This window comes from Vibrio sp. S9_S30, assembly GCF_014694455.1.
Lineage (GTDB): Bacteria > Pseudomonadota > Gammaproteobacteria > Enterobacterales > Vibrionaceae > Vibrio.
Map to the genome: position 1 here is coordinate 58,471 of NZ_JAAUWT010000007.1, position 12,681 is coordinate 71,151.

Below are 12,681 nucleotides of genomic sequence, written 5' to 3' on the forward strand. Positions count from 1 at the left end.
AGAAGCGACTAGGCTTCCCTGTTTTGTTTTATTGTTCCCGTATTATTTTTTAAAGCCTCCCTTCAATAGGGGGGCTTTTTTATGGCATCACCATAGGGAAGAAGATCATGGCGAACTCACTCTATCAAAAACACATCATATCCATTTCCGAGCTGTCTCGTGACGAGCTGGAGCTGATCGTGAAAACAGCTGGTCAGCTGAAAAATGACCCTCAACCAGAGCTCATTAAAAACAAAGTCATCGCAAGTTGCTTCTTTGAACCCTCCACTCGAACCCGTCTGTCATTTGAAACCGCTGTGCAGCGCATTGGTGGCAATGTCATCGGCTTTGATAACGATGGCAACACGTCTCTTGCCAAGAAAGGTGAGACACTGGCGGATTCTGTACAGGTCATTTCTTCTTACGTCGATGCGTTTGTTATGCGCCACCCACAAGAAGGCGCAGCTCGCTTGGCGTCTGAATTTTCCAATAACGTTCCAGTAATTAATGCTGGCGATGGCGCAAACCAGCACCCAACACAAACACTATTGGATCTGTTCAGTATCTACGAAACTCAGGGCCGTTTAGATAACCTAAATGTCGCCTTTGTGGGGGATCTGAAGTACGGACGTACTGTACATTCTCTAACTCAAGCTTTGGCCAAGTTCCGAAATAACCGCTTCTTCTTCATTGCGCCAGAAGCACTGGCGATGCCGGACTACATTTGTGAAGAGCTGGATGATGCGGGCATCGAATACAGCCTACACACTGAAATGGAAAACGTGGTGCCTGAGCTCGATATCTTATACATGACGCGAGTGCAAAAGGAGCGTTTTGATGAATCGGAATACGCCCACATCAAATCGGCGTATGTGCTATCGGCAGCCATGCTGACCGACGCCAAAAACAATCTCAAAGTGCTCCACCCACTTCCGCGTGTGGATGAAATCACAGTGGATGTCGATAAAACCCCTTACGCCTATTTCTTCCAGCAAGCCGAAAATGGCGTTTACGCCCGTGAAGCACTGCTGGCACTTGTACTTAACGACACTCTGTAACTGAGGAGAAATATCATGGCTAAAGAAACTCAATTGCAGGTAGAAGCGATTCGTAACGGCACCGTTATCGACCACATCCCTGCTAAAATCGGTATTAAGGTTTTACGCTTATTTGATATGCACAATTCAGAGCAGCGTGTCACCGTTGGATTAAACTTGCCCTCTTCGGCATTAGGCGCGAAAGATCTGCTGAAGATTGAAAATGTCTTTATCAACGAAGATCAAGCACAAAAACTGGCGTTGTATGCGCCACATGCCACGGTGAATCAAATCGAAGAGTACAAGGTGGTGAAAAAATTAGCGCTATCGCTGCCTGAAAAAATCTTAGGCGTATTCGCCTGCCCGAACAGCAACTGCATTTCGAATTTCGAACCTGTCGATACCTCATTTACGCTCATTGAACGAAATGAAGATGTGCGTTTGAAGTGTAAGTACTGCGAAAAAGCGTTTTCACGCGAGATTGTCACCGAACTTTAATCATCATCATTATTTATAGTATTCAGCAGAAAGAGCGGTCCTTTGGGTCGCTCTTTATTGTTGTAACAATGACACGGGTTTGAAAGGGAGGAAAATTCGCTTGCAGCACTCTTGTTATGTTATTACATTTACCCTTTATTTTTGATATTTGACTCAAATGCATTTACGGACGTTTCAACCATTCTTCGCTTTTCTCGCCATTAGCTGCGTGCTGTGGTTGAGTGCAGCGTTTGTTGTACACAGTCAGGATTGGGAACCCGCACACCATCAAGAACATACGTGTGAGATGTTTTCTGTCAGTAAGTATGCACTCTCAGGGTCACTGCCATCCATCCCATATGTACCGCGTTTTTTCTGGACTCAAATCTACGATGTTCTGAAACCCAGCTTTGCGCCGCTGCCTTTGTATCATGCTCGCTCCCCACCTTTCGTTCACGTTTAGCCACTTATATTCCATTCAAATTTATAAACAGAGGTAAACATGAACCACGTATTTAAACTTTCACTCTTGGCAGCAGCTATCGTATCAACATCGGCACAAGCAGAAGAATTTCGCCAGCATGATGCACACGTCCACGGTTCAGTAGAACTGAATATCGCGCAAGATGGCAACGAGCTATTGATGGAAATCCATGCTCCTGGCGCAGACGTCGTTGGCTTTGAAAGCGCACCGAAAAATGCAGAACAAAAACAACAAATAGAGAACGCGTTGTCTGTATTGAACCAAGCCGACAAAGTGATGACACTTTCCAGTGCCGCTCAGTGTAAACCGGTCTTTACCGAAGTTCGTCACACACTGGGAGAAGATGACGGTCACGATGATAAGCACGATCATGACAAGCATGATGAGCATCACGACGATGATAAGCACGACCACGACAAACATGATGAACATCACGACGATGATAAGCACGACCACGACAAACATGATGAGCATCACGACGATGACAAGCACGACCACGACAAACATGATGAGCATCACGACGATGACAAGCACGATCACGACAAGCATGATGCGCATCACGACGATGATGATAAGCACAACCATGATAAAAATGATCATGAAGAACACGAAGAAGATGGCGGACACGGTGAGTTCATCGTTGAATACCACTTCGATTGTGGCAGCATCGCGAAGCTAAACCAGATCGACACGCAATGGTTCAATCACTTCCCATCAACAGAATCAATAAGCGTAAACATGATCACAGAAAAAGCTCAAATCGCGACCAAGATGAGTAAGAACAACGACAAGGTGTCGTTCTAACCATCTGTATTGATTCATAACATCAGATAAAACAATACCCAGCTTTCTGGGTTCGATTTGTCTTTCGAAAGGGTTACACCGCGAAAGATAAACCGCACCTAACTGGGTATTGAATAAACGGAATCGATTGACTCTTGAATAGAACGGATCACAGCATGACAGCCTCTCCTAACTCTTCACCGATTATTTCTCTGCAAGATATCCGTTACGCTTGGACACAGGATGCCCCGGATACCTTGCACATTTCTGAATTTGCCGTTTTACAAAAAGAGCGAGTTTTCATCAAAGGGCCAAGTGGCTGCGGTAAATCGACATTACTGGGTTTGTTGACCGGTATTTTAACGCCACAACACGGCAAAATTACCCTATTAGGTGAAACCGTTTCTAGCCTTTCGCAAGGGCAACGCGATCGCTTTCGAGCCGATCATATTGGCTACATTTTTCAGCAATTCAATTTACTGCCGTATTTATCAGTGATTGATAATGTGCTGCTGCCTTGCCAGTTTTCCAGCATTCGCAAACATAATGTTAAGCAGTCGCTGGAACAAGAAGCCAAACATTTACTGGAACGTCTGCATTTACCAAAAGATAAGATCCACACCCCTGTCATTGATCTCAGCATTGGTCAGCAACAGCGCGTCGCTGCTGCCCGAGCTCTGATTGGTCATCCTGAATTGCTGATTGCGGACGAACCCACATCGGCACTTGACCATGACAACCGTGCCGCTTTTATTGAACTCCTAATGGAAGAAGCCACGCAAGCCAATACCACCTTAGTCTTTGTGAGCCACGACCCAACGTTGGAGTCTTTCTTCGATCGAACCATCGATCTACCGAATATCAACCAGGCTCTAGGAGGCAACCGCTAATGGCTATTCTTCATCTTGCCCGTAAAAGTCTCGGCAATCGCAAAGCAACGGCGTTCTTAACCATTCTCACCGTTGCTATCTCAGTGGTGCTGCTACTTGGGGTTGAACGCATACGGACACAAGCCAAAAGCAGCTTTGCTAATACGGTTTCTGGCACGGATTTGATCGTGGGCTCTCGCTCGGGTCAAGTCAACTTGCTGCTTTATTCTGTTTTCCGAATTGGTAACGCCACAAACAACATCGACTGGAAAAGCTTTGAAGAGTTTAGCCAACACCGATCGGTAAAATGGGCAATTCCTATGTCTTTAGGCGACTCCCATCAAGGCTTTCGAGTACTTGGCACCAACCAAAGCTATTTTGAACATTTTCGTTACGGCAAAAAACAACCTCTAGAATTGCGTGAAGGCAAGCCTTTCAGCCGCCTATTCGAGACCGTTATTGGGGCCGATGTGGCTAAAGCGCTGAACTATAAGGTGGGGGATGAAATCATCATTGCCCATGGCATCAGTGATAAGTCATTCACTCGCCACGACACCCTTCCTTTTAAAATTGTGGGCATTTTTGCCCCCACAGGCACGCCAGTAGATAAAACGGTTCATGTTTCCTTGCAAGCCATTGAGGCGATTCATGTAGGTTGGGAGTCCGGTGCAAAAATTGGCGATACGCCCAGCTCAGACGCACTAGAACAGCAGAATTTCCAGCCAAAACAAATTACTTCCTTTATGCTAGGGCTGAAATCGAAAATCCATACTTTTTCACTACAGCGCCAAATCAACACCTACAACAAAGAACCCATGAGTGCGATCTTACCAGGCATTGCCCTTCATGAGCTTTGGGGGATGATGTCGATTGCTGAACAAGCATTATTGGCGGTATCAGGGTTTGTGGTCGTGGCCGGATTACTGGGCATGCTAAGCAGCCTGTTAACCAGCTTGCAAGAGCGAAGAAGAGAGATGGCGATATTGCGAGCGATGGGCGCGCGCCCTAAACACATCTTTTTCCTATTGATTAGTGAGGCCAGCGCACTGACACTGGCTGGCATCGGATTTGGTATTGCACTTCTTTACATATTAATTGCAATAATAAGCCCCATTGCTGCGCAATTGTATGGCATAAATATAGAACTGACCGTGTTGAGTACTCACGAGTGGATGCTACTTGGATTAGTACAAAGTGCAGGTATACTCATCGGGTTTATTCCCGCATTCAGAGCGTATCGTCAATCTCTGGCGGACGGTATGACAATAAGGATATAGAAGGACATCAAATGAAAAAAATTCTGCTCCTCCTTTGCTGCGCATTGAGCTTTATGGCTCCCGCTTACGCAGATAAAGTGACCGTAGAAACATTAACTCTGGACTGGATTGACCTCATTCCAGAGAGCGAAAGAAAGCAATTTACCGCAGGGGGGATGCCCGCAGCGGATCACAACACAGCAGAGGTTCGCCAATCGAAAGTGGGCAGTGTTCGCCCAGAATTGAATGGCAGTAAAGTGAAGATTCCTGGCTTTGTTATCCCTTTGGAAGGCGATGACAAAAAGGTGACTGAGTTTTTGCTGGTGCCCTACTTTGGCGCTTGTGTTCATGTTCCTCCGCCACCGCCAAATCAAATTATCTACGTGAAGTTTGAAAAAGGCGCACCTATCCATCAGTTATGGGATGTTATTTATGTGGTGGGCACATTGAAAACTGAGACCATCAATTCCGATTTAGCCGAGACAGGTTATTTGATTGAAGGAATTGAAATAGAAGAATACGACGACACTTAAGACGCTTAAATCGAAAAGTTAGTCTGCCCGACTAAACAATGAATTTAGAAAGGTAGGCTAACACTGCAATATAAATCAAAAGCAATAACGCAATGGATATATGCTTTCGAAGTTTTACTCCTTTCATCTCCTGCATATCACCTCCAATACAATCGCAACAACTTTAACAAATCATTAGCATTACGAATAGTCAAAATCTTGATAAAGTTCCAATAAGTTTGCTGGACTCGGGCTAGAATGCCCAATTAGTATATTAAAGCAGCACTAAATCATATGGGATTCACTCGATGGCAGAAGACAACAAGCCTGTAGTCATAGAACAAGCAAGCACCAAAATCACACCCAATAAAAAGAAAACGTTTATACGTGACAGTGCAAGCCGAGTGATTCAAATTGCTCAGGTTCACCAGTTAGATGCGCTGTTGCAAGACGAGTCGCCTGAAACCTCTGCTATTGAACGTGCCATCAGTCGCCAGAAAAAACGCCAAGAGCAACGCCAAAAAAACTTAGAACAAATCCTTAAGTTCGCACACAGCAGCTGCAATAACGAAACCGCAGGCGAACCAGACGCCGACTGGCTATACCGCTTCTTCGATATGGCGCAAGACATTCATAACTCCTCAATGCAAAAATTATGGAGCCAAGTCCTCAAGCGTGAAATCACCAATCCTGGATCCACTTCCATGAAAGCCCTTCAAGTGCTAAAAGACATGTCGCCCAAAGAAGCTCAAAACCTACAACGTGCGGCCTCATTAGCGTGCAGTTTTGGCAGTGATAGCAGCAAGAAATTACTGCTCGGTTTCAAGTCTAAGGAAGGGTTTCTCGGGTTCTATACCAAAGAGAATACAACGGTCGTCAACATGGGGACGTATCAGCTCCCCTACTCCAGTTTGTTGCATTTGATAGAACTCGGTTTAGTGCTAGGTACGGAGCTCGAATCTGGGGAAGTGGATTTCGACCCTGCTCTACTGATCAGTTATCAAGGTAAACAAATCGCACTTCAACCCATGAGCAAGGGCATACGCTTACTCTACTACCGCTTCACACCAACGGGGGATGAGCTATGCCGTTTACTGGGTAATAAGCCCAATAACAACTATTACGACCAACTCATGGCACTGTTGGCACAAAAGTTCACCGTGCAAACGGAAGCTGGCAGTAATATTAATCAAAGTGTTTAACCGCCTACCATGAAAACTGAAAAAGGGAATCACCAAGTGATTCCCTTTTCTATGTCTATGTCTATGTCTATGTCTATTTCTATGTCTATTTCTAATGCGGGTTACTTAATGATGCCGCGACTTCTTAGATCGACCAAACACAATTCAACCAATTCATCGATGGGCTTCTCGCCTGCGGGCAAGTCAATTTCTGGGTTTTCCGGTGTTTCGTATTCAGAATCAATGCCTGTGAAGTTTTTGATTTCACCGGCTCGCGCTTTCTTATAGAGCCCTTTCGGATCGCGCTGCTCACAGACATCCAGAGAAGTGTTTACAAAAACTTCAAGGAACTCACCTTCCTCGAGCATGTTACGAACCATTCGGCGCTCAGCGCGGTGCGGAGAAATAAACGCTGACAACACGATAAGACCAGCATCAGCCATTAATTTAGCCAGTTCGCCAATTCGACGAATATTTTCACGGCGGTCTTGCGAAGAAAAACCTAAGTCACTACACAGCCCATGGCGAACATTGTCACCGTCCAGCAAGTACGTGTGATACCCCAGCTCCGCTAATTTTACTTCCAGAGCACCCGCAACGGTCGATTTGCCTGCGCCCGATAACCCTGTAAACCACAGTACGGCTGGCTGCTGATTTTTTTGCTTCGCACGCGAAGTCTTACTTACCGAATGCTGATGCCATACGACGTTTTCATCGCGCTGTACGGTTGTTGTTGTCATAGTCGTTCAGTCCTTTATAAACCGCCACACCTGTTCTTAAGGCATAGACTTAAAATGGAAAAAAGTAAGGGATCAGCGTCAGCACTAAAGCTGAATACACCAATGAAATGGGCAAGCCAACCCGCAAATAATCCGTTATGTGATAATTGCCTACGCTGTACACCAATAAATTGGTTTGATAGCCGTATGGCGAAATAAAACTGGCACTGGCGCCAAACAACACCGCCATAATAAATGGCATCGGGTCAACCCCATAGCCAATCGCCATGCTGTACCCTAATGGGAAAGCAAGCGCAGCCGCTGCGTTGTTCGTAATAAGTTCCGTCAGCACCAATGTGAGCAGGTAGGTTGCGACCAATGCGCCAAACACTCCCCAGCCATTAAAGGTTTCGATAAACATGTCCCCCAGCCTCACCGACAAGCCAGATGACATCATGAGTTGTGCAATCGTCAGCGCACTGCCCACAATCACCACAATATCGGTAGGAAAACGTCTTCTGAGCTCGTTAAACGTCACCGTGCCAGCGGCAAGTAAGACCAGCAGATAACCCGCTAGGCCTTTGAGTAAGGGAAGCACTTCCAATAACGCTAAACCAATCACGATCGCAAAACCCAACAGCACGATAGTGGACTTATTCGAATCCAACCGAGCCGTGGAATCAAGATCGTTAACTAGGACAAATTCTCTACTGTGTGTGCGTCTTTCAGCTTTAAAACGTTTGCCTGGAACCAGCACGAGCGTATCGCCCGCCGTCAGACGTACATTACCCAACCCGCCTTCTAATCGTTCATGACCGCGACGAATGGCAACGACAACGGCATCAAAACGATCACGGAATTGTGAAGATTTGAGCGTTTTATTGCAGATGGACGCTGAGGAGCTAACAACCACTTCGACAAAACTTTGCCCGTTAAGGTGGTGTTGACCAAATAGTTTTAGCCCTTGAATTTCTTGCAAGGTTGCAACGCTTTCTACGTCGCCACAAAACAGCAAACGATCCTTTGCTTGCAGTACAAAATCCGGATCGACCGAGGCGGTGGTTTCCCCTTCTCGTATCACTTCAGCTAAAAACAGCTTTCTTAATGCTCGCAGGTTGTTTTCTGCAATGGTTCGGCCAACGAGTGGAGAGCCTGGCTCGACAATGGCCTCTAAAAAATAAGGCAGGTCATCTTGAGAATGATCTTCATGATTTGGCAACAGGTAGCTCAACGGAACTAGGATCAACATGCCCCCCACCAAAACCGCCAAACCGATCAACGTTGGGGTGAAAAAGCTCAAGCTCGGGAGCCCCGCGTCTTCCACAAAACTGTTGATGATCAGGTTTGTTGATGTGCCGATCAGGGTCAGCGTCCCTCCTAAAATGGCGGCATAACTGAGGGGGATCAGTAATCGCGACGGAGAATGCTGTTGATTACGCTTTATCGCACCAATTAAGGACACCACAACCGCGGTGTTGTTGGTAAACGAAGAAAGCAATGCGGTAGAAATCCCAAGCTTAGCCACCACCGTACCCAAACGTCCTTCTGAGATATGACGGCTTACCCAGCTGATTAAACGAGATTTTTCAAGCGCACAAGACACCAGTATCAATAGCACCAATGTCAGCAATGATGAGTTAGTAAAGTTTGCGGCGATCTCGGTGATGTCACTCAGTCCAGCCATATAAGCGAGAAATGCCGCACCAGCAAAAATAATACTCGGCTTAATGCGCGTGACCAATAAACAGGTCACGATGCCAAGCAACACCGCTAATACAAATCCTTGTACCCACATACCCTACTCTCTGAGAAAAGTAAGGGAGCATTGTCGCTCCCTTATTTAAGGGCTTTCACCCATGAGCTTCTATTTAAGCAATTTGCTCAAGTCTTTCGCACCCCAATGCGGGAAATGCTTACGAACCAAAGCATTCAGTTCAAGTTCAAAAGCAGAGAAATCGCCCGCTTGAACTTCCGTTTCACTTAAGCGCTCACGAATCAAACCCGCACCCACGGTAACATTGGTTAAGCGGTCAATGATAATGAAGCCACCTGTATCGGCGCAGTCTTGGTAAGCATCCAAAGCAACCGTCTCATTCAGAGACCACTCACATGAAGCAATACCATTGAGTGGCACTTCTTGCGCGTCATGCTTAGATAAGTTGTTGATGTCATATTGGTATTGAATCGCTTCAACCTGACCCACTGTTTTCTTACCGGCTACTTTGATATCGTAATCTTTGCCAGGCTTGAGTGGCTCTTCCGTCATCCATACCACATCAGCCAAAATACGGTTTGTTGAATCGATGTTGGCTTTCTCAAGCACAATCAAGTCACCACGGCTAATGTCGATTTCATCTTCTAGCGTTAGCGTGACAGCCAGACCCGCTTGTGCGGATTCCAAGTTTCCATCGAACGTAACGATGCTTTCCACCTTCGAGGTTTTCCCCGAAGGGAGAGCACGAATCGCGTCGCCCACGGCAATCGAGCCAGAAGACACCGTGCCCGCAAAACCACGGAAATCAAGATTAGGACGGTTCACGTATTGGACAGGGAAACGGAATTCGCCGTCGCCTCTTTCTTGGTCAACATCAACGTTTTCCAATAGCTCCAACAACGAAGGACCTGTGTACCAGCTCATTGGCTCGCTCTTGTCGACGACGTTGTCGCCTTCCAACGCTGAAATAGGAATCAACTGGATGTCGATATTGCTTTCGAGCTTCTTCGAGAAATCCAAGTATTCTTGTTTGATTTGTTCGTAACGCTCTTGCGAGAATTCAACCAAATCCATCTTATTCACCGCAACGATGAAATGACGAATACCAAGAAGACTGGAGATAAACGAGTGGCGACGCGTTTGATCCAGAACGCCCTTACGCGCGTCCACAAGGATAACAGCCACATCACACGTTGATGCTCCTGTTGCCATATTACGCGTGTATTGCTCATGTCCCGGCGTATCCGCGATGATGAACTTGCGCTTCTGAGTCGAAAAATAACGATACGCGACGTCGATGGTGATCCCTTGCTCACGTTCTGCCTGCAAACCGTCAACCAATAGCGCCAAATCGGGTTTTTCACCTGTTGTTCCGACACGCTGACTGTCTGAGTGAACGGCGGCTAACTGATCTTCATAAATTTGTTTGGAATCATGCAGTAAGCGACCGATTAATGTACTTTTACCATCATCTACTGAACCACAAGTCAGGAATCTAAGTAGAGATTTGTGTTGGTGTTCATTGAGGTACCCTTCGATCCCCAACTCTGCTAATTGAGCTTCAACAGCACTGTTCATGTTTTCTTTCCTTAGATTTAGAAGTAGCCTTGACGTTTCTTAAGTTCCATCGATCCTGACTGATCGTGGTCGATCGCACGTCCTTGACGCTCACTCGATGTCGCCACTAGCATCTCTTCGATAATTTCTGGAAGCGTGGTCGCGTCAGATTCGATTGCGCCAGTCAGTGGGTAACAACCCAAAGTACGGAAGCGAACGTTGCGCTCTTCTACTTTTTCACCTTCTGCAATTTCCATACGCTCATCATCCACCATGATCAACATGCCATCGCGCTCTACAACAGGACGCTTGGCTGCTAGGTACAATGGAACGATTTCAATATTCTCAAGGTAGATGTATTGCCAGATGTCCAGCTCGGTCCAGTTTGACAGTGGGAAGACACGAATGCTTTCCCCTTTATTGACTTGACCGTTGTAGGTTTTCCACAGTTCAGGACGCTGATTTTTTGGATCCCACGTATGGTTCTTATCGCGGAAAGAATACACACGCTCTTTCGCACGTGATTTCTCTTCATCACGACGAGCGCCGCCAAACGCCGCATCGAAACCGTATTTGTTCAGCGCTTGCTTCAAGCCCTGAGTTTTCATGATATCGGTGTGCTTTGAAGAGCCGTGAGTAAACGGACCAACACCCATTGCCAAACCTTCTGGGTTCTTGTGAACCAAAAGATCGAATCCGTATTTTTTTGCTGTGCGGTCACGAAATTCAATCATTTCGCGAAATTTCCAATCGGTATCAACGTGCAGCAGCGGGAAAGGAATTTTTCCTGGGTAGAACGCTTTACGTGCTAAATGCAGCATCACCGATGAATCTTTACCGATCGAGTACATCATGACGGGGTTATCAAATTCAGCAGCCACTTCACGGATGATATGAATGCTCTCCGCTTCTAGCTGCTGTAAGTGAGTTAATCGTTGTTGATCCATTTTCTTTTGCTTCCTTTAAGGCTCGTCGACGAGCTTTCAAATATGCTCAGAGTCAAACAAGAGTTAGGCAAAACTCAGTGCTGGCTCTAAATCTTGTTGGTTTTCACCAAACCAGCTCAACTTGCTGGACAGATTAACCACTTCCCCCACGACAATGAGAGAAGGCGATTCCGCATGCACGGCGAGATCTGCCAATTCGTTTAACTGGCCTTTGAATACTTTCTGACAGGATTGAGTACCACGTTCGATGATGGCAATAGGTGTTTCACCATCACGACCAAATTTGATCAATTGGTCTTGTATGTAGCTGGATTTCATTAAACCCATGTAGATAACCAATGTCTGATTACCACGAGCTAACGTTGACCAGTCCATCTGATCGCTTTCCGCTTTCAGATGACCCGTAATGAACATTGCCGATTGCGCATAATCGCGATGCGTCAATGGAATCCCTGCGTACGCTGTCGCGCCAGCAGCGGCAGTAATGCCAGGAATTACCTGAAAAGGCACACCCGCTTCAAATAAAACTTCCAATTCTTCGCCACCACGACCAAACACAAATGGATCGCCGCCTTTAATGCGCACAACCCGATGACCTTGGCGAGCGAAATCCACCAGCAACTGGTTGGTTTTCGCTTGCGGAACACTGTGGTGACCCGCACGCTTTCCTACGCACACCAATATCGTGTCATCAGGAACCAACTCCATGATGTCATCCGAGACAAGGTAATCGTATAGAACGACGTCGGCTTGCTGAAGGTAGCTCAGTGCTTTTAATGTTAACAGCTCTGCGTCACCTGGCCCTGCGCCAACCAACGCCACTTCACCGGGGCGAAGCTTACTTTTTCGAGCCAAGCTCGAACGCTCTGCCACTAAACGAGGCTTTTTGTTTGTGAATTGCGTCAGTGTGTCTATGCCAGCCATGGTACTCATCATTGTTATTTCCCTATGATGGTAGCATTATGACCAGCATCCGTTATTACCTGAAATTCTAAAATTTCATTTTTTATTCGAAAAGCTGATAAGAACAAAAAAGCATGAGACATGAATATTGAGTAATTTGTTCTTCCTGTGAAAAAACGCCCTCCAAAATCGTGCCATGTTGTATTTATAAGATGCGAATTAAGGAATTCATTCGTTACGAAACCAATAGAAAATTTGGTTTA

At 46.2% G+C, this 12,681-nt stretch carries 13 protein-coding genes; 8 read left to right on the forward strand and 5 right to left on the reverse strand.

Features of this window, described 5'->3' with window-relative positions; genetic code table 11:
* The first annotated feature begins 107 nt into the window (after window positions 1-107).
* The 8 genes from pyrB to HC752_RS10095 all read left to right on the forward strand — a co-directional run bounded on the left by pyrB (window position 108) and on the right by HC752_RS10095 (window position 6,599).
* Window positions 108-1,037, forward strand: a complete 930-nt coding sequence (gene pyrB, locus HC752_RS10060; protein ID WP_190335019.1) for an aspartate carbamoyltransferase — start codon at window positions 108-110, stop codon at window positions 1,035-1,037.
* A 15-nt stretch (window positions 1,038-1,052) separates the two neighbouring features.
* On the forward strand, window positions 1,053-1,514 hold the full coding sequence (gene pyrI / locus HC752_RS10065; RefSeq protein WP_190335020.1) for an aspartate carbamoyltransferase regulatory subunit: 462 nt from the start codon (window positions 1,053-1,055) through the stop codon (window positions 1,512-1,514).
* A gap of 157 nt (window positions 1,515-1,671) precedes the next feature.
* Window positions 1,672-1,956, forward strand: coding sequence for a DUF2607 family protein (locus tag HC752_RS25425; RefSeq protein WP_190335021.1), 285 nt, complete (start codon window positions 1,672-1,674; stop codon window positions 1,954-1,956).
* Window positions 1,957-1,995: 39 nt separating this feature from the next.
* Window positions 1,996-2,781: a zinc uptake protein ZrgA gene (gene zrgA, locus HC752_RS10075; RefSeq protein WP_190335022.1), complete on the forward strand. Its 786-nt coding sequence runs from the start codon at window positions 1,996-1,998 to the stop codon at window positions 2,779-2,781.
* A gap of 155 nt (window positions 2,782-2,936) precedes the next feature.
* Window positions 2,937-3,650 carry an ABC transporter ATP-binding protein gene (locus HC752_RS10080; protein ID WP_190335023.1) on the forward strand — a complete coding sequence of 238 codons (714 nt, stop codon included), beginning with the start codon at window positions 2,937-2,939 and terminating at the stop codon, window positions 3,648-3,650.
* A complete protein-coding gene (locus tag HC752_RS10085) occupies window positions 3,650-4,906 on the forward strand; it encodes an ABC transporter permease (RefSeq protein WP_190335024.1) in 1,257 nt (418 codons plus the stop codon). Before HC752_RS10080 ends, HC752_RS10085 begins: the two co-directional genes overlap by 1 nt.
* Window positions 4,907-4,917: 11 nt before the next feature.
* Entirely contained in the window at window positions 4,918-5,418 is a 501-nt protein-coding gene (locus HC752_RS10090) for a DUF3299 domain-containing protein (protein ID WP_190335025.1), read from the forward strand.
* Window positions 5,419-5,705: 287 nt separating this feature from the next.
* On the forward strand, window positions 5,706-6,599 hold the full coding sequence (locus HC752_RS10095; protein WP_190335026.1) for a TIGR03899 family protein: 894 nt from the start codon (window positions 5,706-5,708) through the stop codon (window positions 6,597-6,599).
* Window positions 6,600-6,700: 101 nt separating this feature from the next.
* On the opposite strand, the gene cysC is transcribed toward HC752_RS10095, so the two are convergent.
* The 5 genes from cysC to cobA all read right to left on the reverse strand — a co-directional run bounded on the left by cysC (window position 6,701) and on the right by cobA (window position 12,439).
* On the reverse strand, window positions 6,701-7,318 hold the full coding sequence (gene cysC / locus HC752_RS10100; protein WP_190335027.1) for an adenylyl-sulfate kinase: 618 nt from the start codon (window positions 7,316-7,318) through the stop codon (window positions 6,701-6,703).
* Between the two features lie 49 nt (window positions 7,319-7,367).
* Window positions 7,368-9,092: an SLC13 family permease gene (locus tag HC752_RS10105; RefSeq protein ID WP_190335028.1), complete on the reverse strand. Its 1,725-nt coding sequence runs from the start codon at window positions 9,090-9,092 to the stop codon at window positions 7,368-7,370.
* A gap of 69 nt (window positions 9,093-9,161) precedes the next feature.
* Window positions 9,162-10,589 carry a sulfate adenylyltransferase subunit CysN gene (gene cysN, locus HC752_RS10110; protein WP_190335029.1) on the reverse strand — a complete coding sequence of 476 codons (1,428 nt, stop codon included), beginning with the start codon at window positions 10,587-10,589 and terminating at the stop codon, window positions 9,162-9,164.
* A gap of 17 nt (window positions 10,590-10,606) precedes the next feature.
* Entirely contained in the window at window positions 10,607-11,515 is a 909-nt protein-coding gene (cysD, locus tag HC752_RS10115; protein ID WP_190335030.1) for a sulfate adenylyltransferase subunit CysD, read from the reverse strand.
* 63 nt (window positions 11,516-11,578) lie between these two features.
* Window positions 11,579-12,439 (reverse strand): uroporphyrinogen-III C-methyltransferase, encoded by an 861-nt coding sequence (gene cobA / locus HC752_RS10120; RefSeq protein ID WP_190335176.1) that lies wholly within the window; start codon window positions 12,437-12,439, stop codon window positions 11,579-11,581.
* Window positions 12,440-12,681 lie beyond the last annotated feature (242 nt).

Coding starts and splice junctions, on each gene's coding strand:
- pyrB (WP_190335019.1), top strand. CDS start 108: ATGGCGAACTCACTCTATCAAAAACACATCATATCCATTTCCGAGCTG.
- pyrI (WP_190335020.1), top strand. CDS start 1,053: ATGGCTAAAGAAACTCAATTGCAGGTAGAAGCGATTCGTAACGGCACC.
- HC752_RS25425 (WP_190335021.1), top strand. CDS start 1,672: ATGCATTTACGGACGTTTCAACCATTCTTCGCTTTTCTCGCCATTAGC.
- zrgA (WP_190335022.1), top strand. CDS start 1,996: ATGAACCACGTATTTAAACTTTCACTCTTGGCAGCAGCTATCGTATCA.
- HC752_RS10080 (WP_190335023.1), top strand. CDS start 2,937: ATGACAGCCTCTCCTAACTCTTCACCGATTATTTCTCTGCAAGATATC.
- HC752_RS10085 (WP_190335024.1), top strand. CDS start 3,650: ATGGCTATTCTTCATCTTGCCCGTAAAAGTCTCGGCAATCGCAAAGCA.
- HC752_RS10090 (WP_190335025.1), top strand. CDS start 4,918: ATGAAAAAAATTCTGCTCCTCCTTTGCTGCGCATTGAGCTTTATGGCT.
- HC752_RS10095 (WP_190335026.1), top strand. CDS start 5,706: ATGGCAGAAGACAACAAGCCTGTAGTCATAGAACAAGCAAGCACCAAA.
- cysC (WP_190335027.1), bottom strand. CDS start 7,318: ATGACAACAACAACCGTACAGCGCGATGAAAACGTCGTATGGCATCAG.
- HC752_RS10105 (WP_190335028.1), bottom strand. CDS start 9,092: ATGTGGGTACAAGGATTTGTATTAGCGGTGTTGCTTGGCATCGTGACC.
- cysN (WP_190335029.1), bottom strand. CDS start 10,589: ATGAACAGTGCTGTTGAAGCTCAATTAGCAGAGTTGGGGATCGAAGGG.
- cysD (WP_190335030.1), bottom strand. CDS start 11,515: ATGGATCAACAACGATTAACTCACTTACAGCAGCTAGAAGCGGAGAGC.
- cobA (WP_190335176.1), bottom strand. CDS start 12,439: ATGGCTGGCATAGACACACTGACGCAATTCACAAACAAAAAGCCTCGT.